The 19,004-nt window shown below is 61.7% G+C and carries 18 protein-coding genes and 1 pseudogene; 6 read left to right on the top strand and 13 right to left on the bottom strand.

Annotation, left to right across the window (positions count from 1 at the left end):
- Both EOC93_RS05065 and EOC93_RS05060 read right to left on the bottom strand, forming a co-directional pair.
- A partial coding sequence (locus tag EOC93_RS05065) for a sigma 54-interacting transcriptional regulator (RefSeq protein ID WP_164759044.1) occupies positions 1-1,672 on the bottom strand: 1,672 nt, incomplete at its 3' end.
- Between the two features lie 83 nt (positions 1,673-1,755).
- Positions 1,756-2,229, bottom strand: coding sequence for a hypothetical protein (locus EOC93_RS05060; RefSeq protein ID WP_095486300.1), 474 nt, complete (start codon positions 2,227-2,229; stop codon positions 1,756-1,758).
- A gap of 329 nt (positions 2,230-2,558) precedes the next feature.
- On the opposite strand from EOC93_RS05060, the gene EOC93_RS05055 reads away from it, so the two are divergent.
- Positions 2,559-2,753, top strand: coding sequence for a hypothetical protein (locus EOC93_RS05055; protein WP_127204027.1), 195 nt, complete (start codon positions 2,559-2,561; stop codon positions 2,751-2,753).
- Between the two features lie 80 nt (positions 2,754-2,833).
- Here the strand turns inward: EOC93_RS05055 and hutC are convergent, their stop codons facing one another.
- From hutC to EOC93_RS05015, 8 genes are all read right to left on the bottom strand, one after another.
- On the bottom strand, positions 2,834-3,568 hold the full coding sequence (gene hutC / locus EOC93_RS05050; RefSeq protein ID WP_127204026.1) for a histidine utilization repressor: 735 nt from the start codon (positions 3,566-3,568) through the stop codon (positions 2,834-2,836).
- Positions 3,565-4,569 (bottom strand): alcohol dehydrogenase catalytic domain-containing protein, encoded by a 1,005-nt coding sequence (locus EOC93_RS05045; RefSeq protein WP_127204025.1) that lies wholly within the window; start codon positions 4,567-4,569, stop codon positions 3,565-3,567. The genes hutC and EOC93_RS05045 overlap by 4 nt, the downstream gene beginning before the upstream one ends.
- Before the next feature lie 6 nt (positions 4,570-4,575).
- The gene (gene hisD, locus EOC93_RS05040) at positions 4,576-5,898 is read right to left on the bottom strand and encodes a histidinol dehydrogenase (RefSeq protein WP_127204024.1); all 1,323 of its coding nucleotides are present in this window, start codon (positions 5,896-5,898) and stop codon (positions 4,576-4,578) included.
- 35 nt (positions 5,899-5,933) lie between these two features.
- The gene (locus tag EOC93_RS05035; protein WP_126103108.1) at positions 5,934-6,734 is read right to left on the bottom strand and encodes an ABC transporter permease; all 801 of its coding nucleotides are present in this window, start codon (positions 6,732-6,734) and stop codon (positions 5,934-5,936) included.
- Positions 6,731-7,675: an ABC transporter permease gene (locus tag EOC93_RS05030; RefSeq protein ID WP_127204033.1), complete on the bottom strand. Its 945-nt coding sequence runs from the start codon at positions 7,673-7,675 to the stop codon at positions 6,731-6,733. The genes EOC93_RS05035 and EOC93_RS05030 overlap by 4 nt, the downstream gene beginning before the upstream one ends.
- A gap of 68 nt (positions 7,676-7,743) precedes the next feature.
- A complete protein-coding gene (locus tag EOC93_RS05025; protein WP_127204023.1) occupies positions 7,744-8,850 on the bottom strand; it encodes a PotD/PotF family extracellular solute-binding protein in 1,107 nt (368 codons plus the stop codon).
- A gap of 35 nt (positions 8,851-8,885) precedes the next feature.
- Positions 8,886-10,031: an ABC transporter ATP-binding protein gene (locus tag EOC93_RS05020; RefSeq protein ID WP_245461369.1), complete on the bottom strand. Its 1,146-nt coding sequence runs from the start codon at positions 10,029-10,031 to the stop codon at positions 8,886-8,888.
- Between the two features lie 116 nt (positions 10,032-10,147).
- On the bottom strand, positions 10,148-10,921 hold the full coding sequence (locus tag EOC93_RS05015; protein WP_127204022.1) for a glucose 1-dehydrogenase: 774 nt from the start codon (positions 10,919-10,921) through the stop codon (positions 10,148-10,150).
- A gap of 380 nt (positions 10,922-11,301) precedes the next feature.
- Here EOC93_RS05015 and EOC93_RS05010 point away from each other — a divergent pair, with 380 nt between their 5' ends.
- Together EOC93_RS05010 and EOC93_RS05005 are read left to right on the top strand one after the other, a co-directional pair.
- Positions 11,302-11,550, top strand: a complete 249-nt coding sequence (locus EOC93_RS05010) for a type II toxin-antitoxin system VapB family antitoxin (RefSeq protein ID WP_127204021.1) — start codon at positions 11,302-11,304, stop codon at positions 11,548-11,550.
- A pseudogene (locus tag EOC93_RS05005) lies at positions 11,547-11,941 on the top strand (type II toxin-antitoxin system VapC family toxin). Before EOC93_RS05010 ends, EOC93_RS05005 begins: the two are co-directional and overlap by 4 nt.
- A gap of 323 nt (positions 11,942-12,264) precedes the next feature.
- Here EOC93_RS05005 and EOC93_RS05000 read toward each other — a convergent pair.
- Positions 12,265-12,504 carry a hypothetical protein gene (locus EOC93_RS05000; protein ID WP_127204020.1) on the bottom strand — a complete coding sequence of 80 codons (240 nt, stop codon included), beginning with the start codon at positions 12,502-12,504 and terminating at the stop codon, positions 12,265-12,267.
- Between the two features lie 253 nt (positions 12,505-12,757).
- Positions 12,758-13,129, bottom strand: coding sequence for a hypothetical protein (locus EOC93_RS33975; protein WP_164759043.1), 372 nt, complete (start codon positions 13,127-13,129; stop codon positions 12,758-12,760).
- Between EOC93_RS33975 and EOC93_RS04995 the strand changes: the two genes are divergently transcribed.
- Complete coding sequence (locus EOC93_RS04995; protein WP_127204019.1) at positions 13,014-13,640, top strand: transglutaminase-like cysteine peptidase; 627 nt, start codon at positions 13,014-13,016, stop codon at positions 13,638-13,640. The two genes, EOC93_RS33975 and EOC93_RS04995, sit on opposite strands and share 116 nt — an antisense overlap.
- Positions 13,641-13,848: 208 nt before the next feature.
- Here the strand turns inward: EOC93_RS04995 and EOC93_RS04990 are convergent, their stop codons facing one another.
- Positions 13,849-14,925 (bottom strand): helix-turn-helix domain-containing protein, encoded by a 1,077-nt coding sequence (locus EOC93_RS04990; RefSeq protein ID WP_164897492.1) that lies wholly within the window; start codon positions 14,923-14,925, stop codon positions 13,849-13,851.
- A 159-nt stretch (positions 14,926-15,084) separates the two neighbouring features.
- On the opposite strand from EOC93_RS04990, the gene EOC93_RS04985 reads away from it, so the two are divergent.
- Both EOC93_RS04985 and EOC93_RS04980 read left to right on the top strand, forming a co-directional pair.
- A complete protein-coding gene (locus tag EOC93_RS04985; protein WP_127204018.1) occupies positions 15,085-17,451 on the top strand; it encodes a glycoside hydrolase family 3 C-terminal domain-containing protein in 2,367 nt (788 codons plus the stop codon).
- An 85-nt stretch (positions 17,452-17,536) separates the two neighbouring features.
- Positions 17,537-18,772, top strand: a complete 1,236-nt coding sequence (locus EOC93_RS04980; RefSeq protein WP_127204017.1) for an ABC transporter substrate-binding protein — start codon at positions 17,537-17,539, stop codon at positions 18,770-18,772.
- The last annotated feature ends 232 nt before the right edge of the window (positions 18,773-19,004 follow it).

The following is a 19,004-nucleotide window of genomic DNA, read 5'->3' as shown; positions in this document are numbered from 1 at the left end:
GTAGCAGCACATCTTCGCCGCGCTCGCGCAGCGGTGGAACGATGATCGAGACCGCGCCAATTCGATAGTAGAGATCGCGGCGGAAGCGGCCTGCGGCAATTTCCTGCTTGAGATCGCGATTGGTTGAGGCGACCAGGCGCACATCAACCGGGCGACCCCGGCTGTCGCCAATACGGTGGACCACGCGCTCTTCCAGGACACGCAGCAGAAACGGCTGGATCTCGAGTGGCAATTCGCCGATCTCGTCGAGACTGAGGACGCCGCCATTGGCGAGCTCGAAAACGCCCGGTTTGCCTTCGCGCGAGGCGCCGGTAAAGGCGCCGGCGACATGGCCGAACAATTCGCTGCCGAACAGGTCCCTGGTGATCGCTCCGCAATTCATCGCAATGAACGGATCGTTTGCCGCGCGCCGGCTGCCGGCATGGACAAGTCGCGCAAACAGCTCTTTCCCGACGCCTGTTTCGCCTTCGACCAACAGCGATGTCACGCTGCCCGACCGGGCGACGCGGCAGGCGATGTCGATGGCGGCCTGCAGCGCTTCGCTTTCGCCGACGATCATGGCCACAGCATCCTGAAGATGCTTGTTCACTTCCTGGTGGACCACCGCGGTGCTGGAGACGGACGGCACGGAGGGGAACACAAGCGCCGCGCCGCGGAGGTCGCCATCGAGCTTGAGCGGCGTGATGTGGCAGGATCGCAGGTGGGCCGGCAGCGCCCTGGCAAGGTCGGCCTCGGAGCCGGAGGACGGAAGGTTCATCAGCCAGCGGCCACGGCCTGGCTCCATCGGGCCGTCCATCATCTCGGTGGTCTCGCCGTCAGGCACATTGTTGCAGAAGATGGCACGGCCGCGATGGTCGACGATTACCAGCCCGTCCTTTCGGCGGTAGCTGGGAGCCGATGAAATGAAAGCTTCGAGCAGGCGCGTGCGCTGTTCCTGCTGCTGTTCGGCCAACGCCTTTTCGATCTGCCGGGCTGTGGCGGCGACGAGCGCGGTGTTGTGTGGCCTGAAGATCGGCGAATAGCCTGACAGGTCGACCACACCGATGATCTTGCCGTCCAGCGGGTCGCGAATCGGCGCGCCGGCGCAGGTCCAGGATTTGATGCCGGCGCAGAAATGCTCGGCCGCATGCACGAAAGTCGGCTCACCCGTCCACAACGCCGTACCAATGCCGTTCGTCCCGACGGCATCCTCGTTCCATTTGCCGCCGATGGCGAGGTGGATATCCATGCCGTCATGCAGCGTCTTCTTGTCGCCGATAGCGTCGATCAGCACGCCGTCGCTGTCGGCCAGAACCAGCATCGCGCCGGTCCCGTCCAGCAACTGGCCAAGCGAGGCGAACGACCGCCGCGCCGCCGAAAGCAGTTCTGCATTGGCTCGGGTCAGATATTCGATCTCGTCGCGATCACTGCTCAGTGGCGCTTCAATGCCTTGAGCGTTGATGCCGCCGGTGGCGCTGCGATACCAGGAATCGTGAATGAGGGAGCGGACGTGGCTTGGGTGGACCGGATCGCGGGCACATTTGGGTTCGTCAGCCAGAAAACTTTCCCAGGCGCGCATGGTGGCGCGCTCGTCATAGTCGATGTTGCCCAGAACCATTTGCCCAGTGGCCAGCGACGTACGCGCCGGAAGAGCATTGATCTTCATGTGATTGGGGCCTATCTCGCGTTTCATTCCGTCATCACAAGAACCTTTGAGGCATGCCATTGCTGTATGCTGTCATGCATTGGACGTGCACACGTCCAAGCGTCTGCCCGTCAGTTGATGCCGAGTTTCGCGCCGATGTCGAAGGCAAGCTGTTCTTCGGTATAGGCGGCGGCGAGGCGGGAGCCGTCCAGGTCGGCAAGGGCCTCCGCTACGGTTTCGTCGACCGGCGAGAAGAAGCCATTTTGCTTCGTCGCCAGGACGAAGATCTGGTCGTCACCCCGATTGCGGATGTCGCCGATATGGTGAAGCTGGCGGCCTGTGTTCTGGTCCTTTGAGATCACCCGGCCGTTCATGGTAACCTGGATGGATGGCCTGGCTTCGGCCACGGGTGCCGTGCTGCCGCCAACATGGATGATCAGGCCTTTCGTCTTCGGTTGCTGGCGTGGCTTCCTGGAAGCCGAATAGCCGCCGCCGCTGATCTGGTCGGCAAGGCGAACGATAGTCGAACGGTTCTGCTCGATCAGTCTTTTGACTTGTAGGTCCTCGCGCCGCGGGCCATCCCGCTTGGAGATGATTTCGACCATGAATCCTCCCAGATTCGCTCAGCGTTGCCGTTGATACGGCTCATTCTTCTTCTTGTTAGGCCAAGCCTACACCGCCTCAGTCAGATCCGCCATTCATATTAGATAGCGCCAAAGTTCGTGTTGTTGGTAGCAGGTGGCTGCTACAATCGTGCGCAGCAACACCATGAAAAAGCGCTCTAGTTTGCGACAAAGCCGAACGGCCGCGACCAGCGGCGCGGTGTCCTCGCAGGCACCTTTGGATCATGAGATCGCAGTGTCGAAGTACGAACTGCGCTGCTGGAAGCCAGGCAACAAGCGCTTTCGATCAGGGGCGATATGTCGAGACGCTGATGGCATTGGATGAACGGTCGCGCATTGCGCCTGAGCGCACCGGCCTGATGGTGTTGCGCGCCTATGCGTATCTGAAATTGCGGCGTTTCGGCCATGCGGAACAGGTCTCCCGCGCCGCTGCAGGGACAGGAAATCGCAATGCCCTAAAGGGGGTGAACGACGTCAAGGTGACCCGCGACGCGAAAATTCAATAACGACGCATCAGAACGTCGCCATTGGATCGAGCATATTTGATACGAGGCGTCGCCCGCCCTGCTTCGCTGCGTGTTCCTGCTCATGCAGCGGGCGAGGGCGTGTAGCGGCTGCCCAGCGAATAGCGGCTGCCGACATAAGTGAGCTTGTTGACAGTGGCGACCGCCGCGCCTGACCAGGTGCGCCGATGCAGGAGAAGACAGGGGTCGCCGGGCCGGATCATCAAGCGGCCGGCGGCCGCCTCGTCGGCGGCGATCGCCGAGATCACGTGCTCCACCTCCGTCAGCGGCGTCGCCCGCTGCAGATAATCGTAGGTGGTGGTCGCAGCAAAATCTTGCCGGTGGTAGTCCGGTGCGAGAGCCGGATTGACGAAGCGCTCCTCGAGCTGGACGGGCACATCGTCCTCGAAATGCACGATGATCGAATGGGCGACCGGTCTGCGGCGCATGAACTCGAAGGCGACGATGAGCTCCAGCGCCGGGTTGCGGATCTTCTCAAGCACGACGACCTCGGCCCTGTGACGGCCGCCGCGCGCGGCGATCTCGCCGGCGATGTTCCTGATTTCGATGAGCGCGGATTGTGGTTTCGGCGGCGCCACGAAGGTGCCTACGCCCTGGATGCGCAGGAGGTGGCCTTCCGAGGTCAGTTCTCTCAGCGCCCGATGCACGGTCATGCGCGAGACGCCGAGTGTGCTGACCAGCTCGTTTTCGGAAGGCAGCCTCCGGTCCTTCGGCCATTTGCCGCTGCCGATGTTGCCGAGCACGTAGTCCTTGACCTTTTCGTAGAGCGGCCCGGCGGTTTCGGGAAGCTTGATCATCGTCCTCTCTCCATTCGGACGATGGTCTTCAGGCCGCCGCTCGCGCCTGCGATCAGGCGCTGGTAGGCGGCGGGAATTTCGCCGATCGCGATCTCCTCGGCCACGAAACGCGACAGCGCGGGGGCGAGCTCGCCAAGCATGGCGACGGCCGGCGCAAGCTCGTCGGCGAAGGCGTGGCAGCCAACCAGCGCGATCTCGCGCTCGACCAGGAGGTTGGGATCGAGGTCGAGGCGGCCATGCGAAATGCCGACCAGCGCCAGCGTGCCGCCGCCGGCCAAAAGATCGAGCAGCCGCGCCATCACCGCCACGCTTCCCGTCGCATCGACGGCATGACGCAGGTTGGGATCGTGGGGTAGGGCGTCCAGGTCGACGACGGTCGCGCCGCTCACCTCCGCCACAAGTTCCGCACGCGCCGCATTGCGGTCGGCGACGAGGACCGGTCTCTCGCCGGGCCGCGACAGGAGCAGCGCCGCCAGCCCGCCGATCGGGCCGCAACCAGCGATAAGCACCGGCGCCCCGGCCGGCGCCGACAGACGCCGCACTGCGTGCAGGGCGACCGCCAGCGGCTCCGTCATGGCGGCAATTGCGGGATCGAGCGCGGGGTCATGGCGCAGGAGCAGCCGCGCCGGCAGCTCCGTCTCTTCCGCGAAGCCGCCATCGCAGACCTCGCCTACAAAGCCCAGTCTGGCACAGACATTATGCAGGCCGGCCCGACAAGCAGGACACTCGCCGCACCAGAAACGCGAATCGGCGACGACTCGGTCTCCGAGGGCCAACTCGGACACGCCGGCGCCCACGGCGGTCACTTCGCCGGCGAACTCATGCCCGGCGACGCTCGGCGCGCGGCTGATCCACTGACCGGTGCGGAAATTGTGGAGATCGGAGCCGCAAATGCCGGCGGCCGTCACCCTGAGCCGCACCCAGCCAGGCGCTGGTTCGCCGGGAGATGGCACGTCCTCAACCCGCAAATCGCCTGCCGCATGGAGTCTGGCCGCCTTCATCGTCCGTTACCGCACCAGATATCGATCGCGCACGTCGGAGACGGCGTGCTCATGCGAGGAGAAGCCTTCATAGCGAGCAAGTGTGCGGGCATGACTTGCGAATTCGGGATAGGCCGCGGCCGTCACGTAGCCGATGGAAGAGCGCTTGACGAAATCCGTGACCGAGAGCGGTCCGCAGGTACGTGCCCAGCGGCTGGTCGGCAGGACGGCGTTGGGGCCCAGCCCGAAATTGCCGATCGAGACCGGCGTGTGCGGCCCCATAAGGATCTCGGCAGCTTCGGTGATGTGGCCAAGGTGCGCGAAGGGGTCGGTGGAGAGGATCTCCAGATGCTCCGGCGCGTAGTCGTTGATGAAGCGGTAGCTCTCCTCGATCGACCCTGTCAGCACGATGCCGCCACAGGCGCCGGTCAGCACCGCGGTGGAGAACGCCACCCGCTGCTCGGTCATGCGCGCCCAGTGCTCGGGCAGCGCGGCCAATGCCTCCTCCGCCACGCGGCGGCTGTGGGTCACCAGATAGGCCGATGAGTCCGGTCCGTGCTCAGCCTCGATGAGGAGGTCGAGCGCGGCCAGTCCGCCATGCACGCTGTCGTCGGCGAGGATGATCGCCTCCGACGGACCGGCGGGAAGGCCTGGATCGATGACCCCTGCAAGCAGCCGCTTGGCCGCAACGACCCAGGGGCTGCCTGGACCGACGATCTTGAGTGCGGGCCTGATCGTCTCAGTGCCATAGGCAACCGCGGCAACCGCCTGCGCGCCACCGCATTTGTAGATCGTTTCGACGCCGGCGAGGCGCGCCGCAACCAGCGTTGCTGCGTCCACCGAACCATCGGGCGCTGGCGGCGTGACGATGGCAAGCTCCGGGACACCCGCCACCACGGCCGGCACTGCGGTCATCATTGTGACCGAGGGGAACGCGCCCTTGCCGCGCGGGACATAGAGCGCCACCGAGCGGATCGGTGTGAAGCGGTCCCCGGCATAGGCGCCGGGCCGCATTTCCTTAAGCCACATCGCTTCCGGCTTCTGCTCTTCGTGAAAATGCCGGATATTGTCGATGCCGAAGCGGATGGCGGCGACCACGTCCTCATCCACCATGCCGAAGGCGGCATCGAGCTCGGCGGGGCTGACCTTGAGCCGCGCGGCATCGAGATCTGCCTTGTCCAAGTCGCGGGCGAAGCGAACGAGCGCTGCGTCGCCTTCTGTTCGCACTGCCTCGATGATCGGTGCGGCCTTCTCCATAAAGCTGGAGAGATCGGTCTCGGAGCGCCGCATTAATGCCGCACGACCAGCGGCGTCGAGCTGGCTCAAGTCATGGAATGATACGTTTGGCATAGGATTTCCTTGCGGCCCCGGCGGGCCGGCATTCCTCATTTCGATTTCAGGAAGATGTCGAGCCCGACCAGCCTGTCGAGCAGGAAGATGGCGACAGCCGAGCAGGCGATGAAGACCACGGAGATCGCGGCAAGGTCCGGCGTGATGATCGAGCGGATGGAATTGTAGATCAGCACCGGCAGCGTCACGATACGCGCATCGACGAGCAGCAGACTGACCAGGAACTCGTTGAGCGCCAGGATGAACATCAGCAGCGAGCCGGTGATCACCCCTGGCATCACCGCCGGCAAGGTGACGGAGAAGAACACCTGGAGCGGCGGCGCGCCGCAATTGGCAGCGGCCAGTTCCAGGTCCGGGTCAAGTCCGGTGGCACTCGCCGTGACCGCCCAGATCATGAACGGAAGATTGATGACGCAGCAGGCGATGCCGACCGGCCAAAGCTGGCCGAGAATGCCGGCGTTGCCGAAGACCAGCATGAGACCGATGCCCGATCCGATCAGCGGGATGGTGAAGGGCAGCAGCAGATAGATCTGGATCGACTTCTCGAAACGCACCACATATTTCGCCAGCGCGATCCCGGCCAGCGTGCCCACGGGAATGGCAACGAGCGTGCAGACCGTCGCGACTTGGAGCGTGCGCAGGAAAGCGTTGCGCAGGTCGGAGGCCTGCGAGATGCGCGCGTACCACCGCAGCGACAGCCCATCCGGCGGAAACGTGATGATGTTGCCACCGGTGAAGGAAGCGCCGAGCACCACGACCGTCGGCGCCGAAAGCGTCACCAGGGCGATCGTCACCAGGGTCCACAGAACAACCGATTTGCTGCGCGAGCCGCTCACGCCCGGGACCTCCCCATGGCGAGCGTTCCGGCCCCGAACAGCGCGAACACGAGGCCGACAAGGATTGACCCGAGCGCAACCAGCATAAGCGCCAGCGTCGCGCCGAGGCCCTGGTCGGACGTTCGGAAGAACTGGTCGTAGATGGCGTTGGCGATGAAGTCCTGCGAGCCGCCGCCAAGGATCGCGGGGACTGCGAAATCGGTGAGCGAAAGGGTCAGCACCACCACGCCGGCGCCGATGAAGCCCGGACGAGCGAGTGGCAAAACGACGTGGACGAATGTGCGAACCCAGTTGGCGCCGAGCGATCCGGCGGCCGCCTCCAGCTCTTCGGGAATGGCTGTGAGTGCTGGCGCGAGCATCAGCACGGCGAAGGGCAGCATGTATTGGACGAGGCCGAACAGCACGGCGGGATAGTTATAGATGAGCCGCATCGGCGCGATCCCGACAAGACCAAGCGCCTCGTTGACCATGCCCTGGTTGCCAAGGATGATCAGCCAGCCATAAGCACGCACCACCTGTCCGATGAAGAAGGGCAGGAACAATGCAATCAGCAGGAACTTGCGCAATCCTGGCGAACGCGTGCGCACCATCAGATACGCATAGGGAAAGGCGAAGACGAGCGTCACCGCCGTGACGATCAGGGCGGCGATGAGGCTGCGCTGCGCGACAACGAGGAACAGCGGCTCCGTCAGCGCCCGCCGGAAATTGGCGATGGAATAGTCCTCCGAGAACTGGAAGGTGGTGGTGTCGAGCGTGCGCAGGCTCGCATCTGCGATCTGGATGAGACCGAGCACGAGCAGTCCGACGAGCAGCACCGCCGGAAGCAGCATCAGATAGGGCGTGGCGCGCCTGAACCGCGCCGGCCAGATGGCGGCGGCAACGCCTTCCAGCGCATCCATGATGCGCCATTTCAGGGGATAGGCTGTCCTGGCTGCCCGCATGAAAAAATCCGTATCCGACGTCGTGAAGGAGCCGGTGCCGCACGAGGGCAGCACCGGCCAATCTGGCGTCAACCCTGCATGATCGCCTTGAACTTGGAAAACCACTCGCTCTCATTCTCGACCTGGATCTTCGACGAGATGCGGATGAGGCGCTTGAAATCCGCTTCGGTGGTCGGATAGGACGGATCGCCCACCAGATCCTTCGGCGGTGTGAGGCCCGGCACCACGCCCGGCAAGCCGAGCCCATCCAGCCAGACCTGCTGGGCTTCCTTGGTCAGCGCATGGTTGATGTACTGCTTGGCCCAGTAGAGTTCGTTTTCCGGCAGGCCCTTGGGGATCCACAAACCGTCCGTGTCGAACTTCGCGCCTTCTTCCGGCACGACCCATTCGATTTTCACACCGTTCTTGCGGGCCTCCCGGGCGTTGGTCGAAATGGTGCAGGCAGCGTCGATCTCACCGTTCTGGAACCAGGTGGTGAAGTCGGGATCCTCGCCGAGCAGCGGTTGCTGCGCCTTCATCTTGGTGATGAAATCCCAGGCCGGCTGCATATTGCCGGGGATGTCCTCCAGCTTGCCACCACCGGCGACCTGCGCCGGGAAATGGAAGCCGATGCCGTCATTGTAGAAGGCAAGCCGGCCCTTGAACTTCGGGTCGAGCAGATCTTTCCAGGACTTGGGCGGTCCGTCCGGGAATGCCTCCGGCCGATAGGCAAGCACATAGACATAGCCGTAGGTATTAACGATCGGGAAGCCTTCCAGGCCGGCCGGCTTGGCAAGGTCAGTCACATTGGCGAGGTTCGGCAGGTCGGAGAGGTCTTCCGTCACGCCGCGCAGTGCCGACTTCGTGGCATTGGTGGTGGTATCCCAGTTGATGTGGATCGGCGGGACTCGTTTCTGCGCCACGGCGGCCCAGACTTTGGGCTGGATCTCATTGTCTTCGGTCAGGTCGTGACGGACGGCAATCCCGGTCATTTTGGTGAAGCTGTCGGACACGCCGGCCTTCAGGCTGTCCACCCAACTGCCGCCCCAGGCGCGCACGATGATCTCCGCCGGCTTTTCCGGCTCCTGCGCATAAGCACCGCGCAGGCCGAGCGCTGAGGCGCCGCCAAGCGCGGCGGTGACCTGAAGGAAGGTTCTGCGGGAAAGATGGGATAATGTCGGCTTGAAGCGCTTCATCTGCATTCTCCTCTGGGTTTGACCGGTTTCCGGTTCTATCGAAAAACAAGCATGTCCCTGGCGTTCCACCCCAGGAACACGCTTTCGCCTATGTCGAACTGCGTGTGCGCGGCGGGATCATGGTCAAAAACGCGAATGACCTCGTCGCCAATCGCGGCGCAGGCTACCTCGTAGACCATGCGCTCGCCTTCGAAGATCGTGTCGGTGACAGTTCCGGCCAGCACGCAATCGAGCATCGACAGCTGGGCAGCATCGCCGGCGAGGCGGATCTGTTCGGCGCGGATCGCTCCCGACGCCTTGCCAACTTCCGCAGGTGGATTGGCCGGATCGCCGATCTTTCCGGCAAGCATCAGATCACCCCGAAGGATGGAGACGTCGCCGCCTTCCGAGACGGCCCGTACCGTACCGGCAATGAAGTTGGTGACGCCGATGAAATTGGCGACGAAGGCGTTGCGGGGCTGGCGGTAGGTGTGGATCGGCTGCGCTTTCTGCTGGATCTCGCCCTGATCCATGACGACAATGTCGTCGGAAACGACCAGCGCCTCGCGCTGGTCGTGGGTTACGTTGATCGTGGTGACGCCGAGCTCGCGCTGGATGCGGCGGAATTCGAGCTGCATTTCCTCGCGCAGCTTTCGGTCAAGCGCAGCCAACGGCTCGTCGAGAAGCAGCAGGTCGGGCTCGAACACCAGCGCGCGCGCGATCGCGACGCGCTGCTGCTGCCCGCCGGAAAGCTCGTGAATGCGCCTGCCGCCATAGCCCCCGAGCCGGACCAGCGCGAGATATCGCTCGACGCGTTCGGGAATGGTGCGTGCGTCGCGCCGACGCATCTTCAGCGGGAAGGCGACATTCTCGGCCGCCGTCATATGTGGAAACAACGCAAGTCTCTGAAAGACCATGCCGATCGACCGCTTGTGCGGTGGCACTGCGCTTACCGCTTCGCCGTTGATGAAGATCTCGCCGCTGCTCGGGGTCTGGAACCCGGCGATCATTCGCAGGAGGGTTGTCTTGCCGGACCCCGAAGGTCCCAGAATGGTGAGAAATCGGCCCTTCGGCAGATCGAAGGACGCATTCTTGACGGCATGAACTCCATCGAAGTCCATCCCGACGTTGCGGACCGCAACGGCGATTTCCCTGCCGCCTTCTGCTTCGCATGAAGCTACGGCCCGGAAAGCCTCCTGCATTGTCGTTCCCCTTTTTGTCGCCGGTCGCATGCAAGAACGATCAGCGTATCAGATGGTATATACAACCATATACAAGTCGGGTCTACACGGTCCTTGTTGCACCGCACTTATATCGTTCAGATGGATGCGAGATAGCCTCCGTCGACGGGGATGCAATGCCCAGTGACATAGGCGGATGCCCCGCTCGCCAGGAACACAACGGCTCCGGCCAGATCCTGCATCGTGCCGAAGCGCCGCTGCGGGATCTTGGCCAGCATTGCCGTCTGCCAATCGGGATCCTCATAGAAGACATCAGTCATCGCCGTATGGAAATAACCCGGAGCGATGGCATTGACGCGAATACCGAGCGATGCCCATTCCGTGCCAAGTGCGCGCGTCATGCCTAGAAGGCCAGATTTGGATGAGCCGTAAGGCACCGCGGTCGGAATACCGACATAGGAGGTCAGCGAGCAAAGATTGATGATCGCGCCGCCGCTCTTGGCGGCAGCCATCCGTCGCGCCGCAGCCTGCGCGCAGAAGAAGGCGCCCTTCAGGTTGGTCGATACGATGCGATCCCACACCGCCTCGTCTACGTCGAGCGAGGGCTGGACTTGTTCATAGCCGGCGTTGTTGACCAGAATGTCGAGCCCGCCAAAGGCTTCCGCGACCTCGTCGACCACCACGCGGATGCGATCTGTGTCGAGCACGTCGAGAGACCGGCAAAGCGACCTTCGCCCGAATGCGCTAATTCGGTCCGCCGTCTCACCGAGGGAGTTTTCGTCGCGAGCGGTCACCGCGACGTCGGCACCAGCCGCGCAGAGCGCCTCCGCGATCGCCTGGCCGATGCCGCGGCTGGCGCCCGTCACCAGCGCCTTTTTTCCCGTCAGATCGAACAAGCGAGCGGCGTCCATGGCGTCACGGTTCCTGCATTCTCGAAAATTGCATGTGGGAAACGAACACCAGTTGCGGCCGGTTGTCTATACATCTTGCGATCTTCGCTGCCGGCCGATCACTGACCAGCGCCGGTGCGGGATTGATGTAAAGGTTTTCGCGGCCAGCCTTCGTCTCCTGCAGCAATCCTGCTCGGTCAGCTCTTTCCGATAAACCGAGGCCGCTTGGCGATGCGGGCCGAAGATGACCTCGACCAGCTCACGCTTCCGGCAGGGCCGTCGCACAAACACAGAAGATCAGCAAACGATCAGTTGACGGTGAAATCCGGATGGCAAGCCATCATCCCGCCATCTTGCTGGCAAGGCGAGGACGGTCGATATTTACGGCAAAGGAGTTCCATGTGGCCGAACCTCAGCTTTCCGTACGCAGCGCCAAAGCGCGTGATCTTGCACGCCGGCTTGCTCGGCGCGAGAACCGCTCGATCACCGACATAGTTGAACGTGCGCTGGAATACTATGAGGTCCGGGAAGCCGGTCGCGAGCCGGCATCGACGTTCTACGCTCGTATTGCCAGCGCCTATGGCACCGAAGTCGACCTTGAAGCAGTGAACCGGGATGATCGGCAGGTTCATGAGGGACCTGCGCTTTGATCTTCCTCGATCCTAACGTCATTTCCGGAACGCTGAAGAAGTCGCCTGATCTTGCCGTGATCGCGTGGTTGGTCAGCCACGACGCTGTACCTGCGCTTCCGACGTGACGATCGCCTTTGGCATCCAGAAAATTCGACCCGATCAGCGTGCCGAGCGGCTGGCACTCGGATTGGCGTCGTCGGTTTGCTGATCGGATCTCGGGCTGACCGAGGAAGCCGCGAAGGCCTACGGGGAAATCATCGGTACTGCCGTGCGGCAGGGCCGGGGGATGTCGGCGCACGACGGCATGATTGCTGCAATCTCAAGGGCGAATGGCGGCCGCTCGGCGACGCGGAATCTGGGTGACTTCTGCACGACTGGTCTCAAGTTGTTCTCCCCGTGGGAGTTCTGACCCGTCGGAAATGTTCTCATTCAGGATTGGAGGCGGGTTTTTTGCCGCTACAGTCCACTTGCTTTGCTGGGGTTGACGCGGAACCGATCGCGGCGGCGCTGACACGGAGACAGTCCGTGCGACGGACGCGGCCCTCGATCCACGCCACGATCGTTCTTGAGTTCGCGACCTGACCCACTCAATGCTGTCGTCCGAGACGTTCAATTCATCCAAGGCGGCACGATTTTCTTGCGCCGCCTGTCCAACCACCCTCGTTGCACGGCGGGTGATTGGACATTTGTTGGATCGCCATGCGGAAAATGGCGGGAGACAAGTTCAGTATGTTAGCGGCCCGCCCATGGTGCACGACGCTTAAGAACCTTGCCGGACTGTGGCTGTTCTTCTTTCGGGGCTACCACAGACAGAGGCAAGGAAGCCGCATGATTGGTATCTACGGTCATTTCGCTGTTGTCGACACCGGTAGCGAATCCGCGGGTCGGGTCGCGGTCTGGGTTTTGATTGGCAGCGAGAGAGACCCCTGTCGACAAGGCGAGGAGGGCCAAGACTGTTACAAGCTTGTTCATCGTATTTTTCCTTTCTTAGAATGAGCAGACTTGCCAATCGGCGCCTCGCGCGCGGTGCCGTATTGACTCCTGCTTGCGAAACCGCGGTCGGCTTTCTGTCTCGTCACCATGACGAGACTTCCTGCTCACGATTGAATTTACGCTACGCCTGTCGCAGAGGTTTGCCCGAGCTCCATCGAAATGTAACCGAATGTATGCGAGAGCCTCGTGGCTCCCCGGATTTCCGTCGCTTCGATAAATTTGGCTACAATTTTTATTCGGTCGCTTGTCCGCGTTTGGGCCGCCTATGACCGAACTTCGCCGATGCGGCCATGCGACAACACGCGAAGGTCATGACCTTCCAGTGGCTGTGGAAGTTCTCCAGCGTTGCCCGCGCGGCGCCCAGCGTCAGGCCGCTGGTGGCTCGCGATCGCGGCTTTAAGCCGCGCGTCGGCTGCGTTGATGTGCTCATGAAAAGATGGTAACGCAATATTAAATAGTGTTTCGGGTCGTTACCTTTGGCGGGGCGAATGGGATTGGTGATACCGCGGGCATGGCTGTGTGCCGGCCTCCTGATGGGCTTGATGATGTCCGCGACGCCGATCGAGCAAGCTTCGGCCGATGCGGTGCATGGTGCCATGGCCATCGGGCAGCGGACCTCCGTCCCGGTCGGCTATATCGAGTTCTGCCGAAGGCAGGCCGCAGAATGCAGAATTCGATCGGGCAAGGTTCCGCCAGTCCTTATGATCAGAGGAATGGAAGACAAGCTCGCGTCCGTCACCAAGCTTGTGAACAGATCGATCAGGCCCGTGAGTGATCTTGCCGTTCACGGAACGATGGAATTCTGGTCCTATCCTGACAGCGCGGTCGGCGACTGCGAGGACTACGTCCTGCTTAAGCGCCAGATGCTCAATTTGGCGGGCGTATCGCTCTCGAACCTTCTGATCACTGTCGTCAAAAAGAAGGACGGCGAGGGGCACGCAGTGCTGACGGTCAAGACCGACAAAGGCGACTATGTGCTCGACAACCTCAACGACGAGGTGAAGCTTTGGTCGGAAACTGGATATAGATTTCTAAAAAGGCAATCGTCCACAGACACAGGGCGCTGGGTTGCGATACTTGAACACCCCGATGTTCTGGTCGGGGCAGTCGACTAAGCCTTGAGAATCGCGCCTGGACTACACTTGGCACCTCCCATGCCATGTCCGAGAATAGCAGAGTTGGACAGAGGTCGTGTGAAACGCGATTTGCGTGACAGGCCTAGACGGCCTCCGCTCGCTAGCATGGCTCGGGTTTCAGGCGATGGGCGCTGCAGTCGACCGGCGCAGACCTCATGCCACAACTCGTACAAGCGGAGATGGGAATTCAATCCAAACTTGCACTATGTGGCGCACGAAGCGCGATTTGTTTGCGTCCCGCTACATTGATGCCAACCGCAATTTCGGCGGCCTTGCCAAGATCGGCTGCATAGCGGAGGAGAATCCTTTGTGCCTCCACGGTATCTTCTTCCGTGAGTACGCTTTGTACCCCCGGCAGATGGCGCGCGCGTCGAAACTCTGCGGGGCTGCACCCGAAACGGCCCCTGAACTTATTGTAGAACACAGCAGGATTGCCGAAACCGTTTCGCTCCATGATCACACCAACAGTATGATCTGTCCGGTGGAGTTCGTCCGCTGCGGTGTCCAAGCGCAGGCTTTGGCAATAGTCGCGGTAACCAATGCCCAAATGGCGCTTGAACAGGCGGGAAAGGTGGCTCAGCGTCAGTCCCTCAGCCGCGGCAATCGCACTCAGTCGCTGATTGTCTAATTGCCCTTCGACTGCACCCATAATCCTCAGGATTCGGTCTCGACTGTCGGACCGCAGGGGCGCTGCATCGCTATCTGCTTTCAGATGCGGGATCTGCCGATAGATGAAACAGGCAAGAAGATTGGCAACAGTCTGCCGAACTATGACCTCCTCGGGGCGACTCGTCTGATCAAGGATCAGCCGGGCCATGAAAGCCTTTATCGGAGCGATCCGATTCATGAACGGACGGCTATGGAGGAAGGAGCGGCAAAGGTAATGCCGGGATGCAAAACCGGGCAGGCCCATGCGCTCGAAATATCCAACATCGAGATGCGCGCCGCAGATCAGAGCATCGCGCGAAATCGAAGTCGAATTGTGCGGGACGTCGCTATTTATGATGATCACATCATCCTGCTTCATCTCGCAAGCCTGCTCGTCAACGACTAGGCGGAAGCTGCCTCGCAGCACGAAAAGTATCTCCATTTCACGATGCCAATGATAGGGCACATTGGCACGGCCATGCATGAAGGCACGGCAGTGAAAATCCTCCGCAGGCGCATGATCCTCGAAGCTACTGTCGCGGATTTGCAGTTCGCCGTCGGTTTTGAGATAAGCGATATTCATCATGGTTCCCAGGCCAACCTGCTTACTAGACATCAAAAACTGTCGTAGTTCCAGCGCAAGTTTCGCGGCTAGAAGAGAGCCGTGGCCTCGTGTCATCAATAGATCATCTCTTGGCGCAGCGGCGATGCCGCAATGGTGAGGCGAACCACCAGGGATGACCGGCGCGCGTCCGCAACAGCATATGGAATGACGATGACCTGGAATATTTCCGACAAGGAGCTGACTGGTCTGCTGGCGCAGATGAGCATCGAGGAAAAGGTCGCGATGGTCAGCGGCCACGGCCTCTGGCGGACGGTCGCCAACTACCGTCTTAACATTCCCGAACTGCTGATGACGGATGGCACATACGGTGTTCGCTATTCGATCGAACAGATCGACGGAGCGCATGACGCAGACAACCAGCTCGCCTCATTCCTGAGTGTCGTCAACACCGATCTCTCGACAGGGGTCGACAGTGCATTCGGCTCCACCCGTCCAGCAACATGCTTTCCGAATGGTTCGTCGTTGGCCTGTTCGTGGGATCTCAATCTCGCATATGAACTTGGCGAAGCGCTCGCTGCCGAATGCCAGGCGTTCGGCGTCAACATATTGCTCGGCCCAGGTGTCAATATCCGGCGTACGCCGCTGGCAGGGCGAAGCTATGAATATTACGCAGAGGATCCTCTGCTGACGGGTGATATTGCCGCCGCGGTCATCAGCGGCCTTCAGCGCAACGGGGTGGGGGCCTCGCTCAAGCATTTCGCGTGCAACAATTCCGAGGTCCAGCGCACGACGATGAGCTCGGTCGTCGAGGAACGTGCCCTGCGCGAGATCTATCTCGCCGGCTTCGAACGGGCGATCCGCAAGAGCGATCCCTGGACCGTCATGAGCTCCTATAACCGGCTCAACGATGTTCAAACCGCCGAAGATCACTGGCTGCTGACCGAAGTGCTGCGCGACGAGTGGGGATATGATGGCGTCGTGGTGTCCGACTGGCACGGCATCAAGGACCGGCCTGCTTCGATGAATGCGGGCAACGACCTCGACATGCCCGAAAGCGGCGCCCGCAAGCAGGAACTTCTGACAGCGGTCGAAGACGGCCAGGTGTCAATGGAGACGCTTGATCGCTCGTGCCTGCGCATCTTGAAGCTTGTGCGTCTGGCCCGAAACGGTGTGAAGCCGAATGCCGAGGCCGACTTCCAAAAGCATCATGCCTTGTCCCGGCGCATGGCGGCCGAGTCGATCGTGCTCCTGAAAAACGAGAACGCCAGCCTTCCCTTGCTCCCCGAGAAGCTCAAAAGGATCACGGTCGTTGGAGCCGCCGCCGTGGAACCGGTCATCCAGGGTTCTGGTTGCGCCACGACGAGGCCGACCGAGGTCGACATCCCGCTGGAGGAAATCCGCAAACGCGCACCCGGCGTGGACATCGACTATCACACGGTCGCGGATTTCGAGGCCGGTGGCAGCTCCGAGGCGGTGGCGCTTGCGGCGGTCGACGCCGCCGACGCTGTCCTGTTTTTCGCCAACACCGAGGTCGGTTATGACGGCGAGGGCTCTGACCGCAAGCATCTCAATCTGCATGACGGCCAGGACGCCCTGATCGAGCGACTATCCGCACGTAAAAGTAAAGTCGTGGTCATTCTCGCGACGCCGGACGCCGTGGTCATGCCCTGGGCCGATCATGTTGCAGCCGTACTTGCGGCTTTCTTCGGCGGGCAAGGTGCTGGCAGCGCGATCGCCGATGTTCTGTTCGGCAGCCGCAATCCGTGCGGCAAGCTGACCGTGACATTCCCCGTCCAGGTCGAGGACATACCGGGCTACCTCACCTATCCCGGCGAGGGCAATCGCCACATTTATTCGGAGGGCATCCACGTTGGCTATCGCTTCTACGACAAGCGCAAGCTCACGCCGCTGTTTCCTTTCGGTTTCGGGCTGAGCTACACCAGCTTCGAATATTCCAACCTGTCGGTCGATGTCGATCGGATTGATGCGTCGAGCTCGATCACGCTCGCGTTCGATATCACCAATACCGGTAGTGTGGCCGGCAAGGAAATCGCGCAGGTTTATGCGCGCCCGCACCAACCGCGGCTGATCCGCCCGATCCGTGAACTCAAGGGCTTCGCGAAAGTCTCTCTCGAGCCGGGCGAAACCAAGCGCGTCGAGATCAAGATCGAGAGCCGCGATTTGCGATACTACGACCCGCAGTATCGCCGGTGGCTGCTCGATGCTGGCAGCCTGACCTTCGAGGTCGGCGCGTCCTCTCGCGACATCCGTCTGGAGCGGACGGTCGAGGTCGAAGCTGCGGCACTGGCCTCCACCGTCCTCAATGTCGAAAGCCAGCCCTTCCTGGTCTTCGAGCACGAATTCGCCCGCCAGCGCTTCCGCGCCTTTCTCAAGCAGCGGCTCGATCTCAGCGATCAGGAAGCCGACAAGATGCTCGAATACTGCGCCGGCTCCTTCCTCGGAATCCACAAGACCGTCGCCTGGGTCGCGGGCGAGACAATCTCCAAGGCCGAAATGGCCGCATTCCTCGAAAGCCTCAACAAGGAGATGGGGATGATGCTCACCAAGGCTGCATAGACACCCGGGCGCCGCCTCGCGCGTTGCCGGACCGAGCGTCTCGGGAACAGAGACCTGCAATCAATGCCAACCAAGGGGAACTGCCATGAAATTTCGCCACCTATTGTCCACGATGAGCATCCTGGGCGCGTTCGCTGCCTCTAGTCCCGTGCTCGCCCAGACCGTCGACGTGCAGCACTACTGGACGAGTTCGAGTGAATCCAAGGCGATGAACACGATCGCCGACAGCTTCAAGCAGCGCGGCGGAAAATGGATCGACAGCCCGTCGGCCGATTTCGACGCGGCGCTTGCGGCGGCAACCAGCCGGATTGCCGGCGGCCAGCCGCCATCGGCGATCCTGATGACGCCAAGCTCGGCGCTGCGCGACCTTGCCAGCTCCGGTCAGCTTCGAGATTTCGACGATCTCGCCGCCAAGGGCGGTTGGCAAAAGGTGATGGCGCCGATTGTGTGGGACAAGCTCAATGTCGACGGCCACCTTGTTGCCTTGCCCGTCGGGGTGCATGCGCAGAACTGGGTCTGGTATTCCAAGCCCGTTCTGGAGAAACTCAAAATCAGCGAACCGAAGACCTTCGACGAGCTTTTCGCGGCTGCCGACAAGATCAAGGCGTCGGGCGGCATTGGCATCGCCACCGGCGGCGAACCCTGGCAGCAAGTCGGCATACTCTACAGCGCGTTTCTCGCTCTCGGCGGTCCCGAGTACTGGAATGAACTGATCGTCAAGCGATCCCCCGAAGCGCTCAAATCGCCTGTCCTGACCCAGGCTTTCGATATCTTTCGCAAGGTATCGACCTATGCGGATCCGGCGAGCCCCGGCCGCTCCTGGAATGACACGACGAACCTCGTCGTGACGGACAAGGCCGGTTTCCAGTTCATGGGCGACTGGGCACGGGGCGAGTTCCTCGCTGCCGGCAAGGTCGCGGGCAAGGACTTCGGGTGCTTACTGACGCCGGCCGAAAAGCCAGGATACGCGATCCTGATCGATGTGTTTGCATTCCCGGTAAACACCGACGACGACCGGATCAAGGGCCAGACGCTGCTCGCGGACTCGATCATGGAGCCCGCTGTCCAGGAAAAGATCGCCGAGGTCAAAGGCTCTGTCCCGTCGCGGACGGATGTGGATACGTCCAAGCTCGACACCTGCGCGCAAATCGGATCCAAGGCGCTTGCCACGCCGGGCGCCGCGGTCCAGGCAGCCTATGATGCGCTCGCAGGCGACCTTAACGGCCAGGTGACGGATCTGGCCGGGCAGTTTTGGACCGACAAGTCCATGACCACGCAAGCGGCCGTCGAGAGCTTTAGCAACATTCTGCAGAGCGAGTAAGAATCACGCAACCGGCTGGCGGCATCGCTGGCTGGTTGCCAACCCTTGAACTCGCGGGTCGCTCGGCATGACGCACCTATGATCCTGAAAGCGGTTTCATGAGAACCTGGTTGCATCGGCAGACGTTCAGGCCGGACATGACGGTCGTCTTCTTCTTCGGCATCGTGGCGGTGTTTTTCTACGGATCGATCTTCTGGACCGGCTACATGTTCCTGGCGCGGTCGGCGCGGGT

Source organism: Mesorhizobium sp. M6A.T.Ce.TU.002.03.1.1 (assembly GCF_003997275.1).
Lineage (GTDB): Bacteria > Pseudomonadota > Alphaproteobacteria > Rhizobiales > Rhizobiaceae > Mesorhizobium > Mesorhizobium mediterraneum.
The sequence above is the reverse complement of the archived record's forward strand: the minus strand, read 5'-3'. Positions and strand labels throughout refer to the sequence as shown.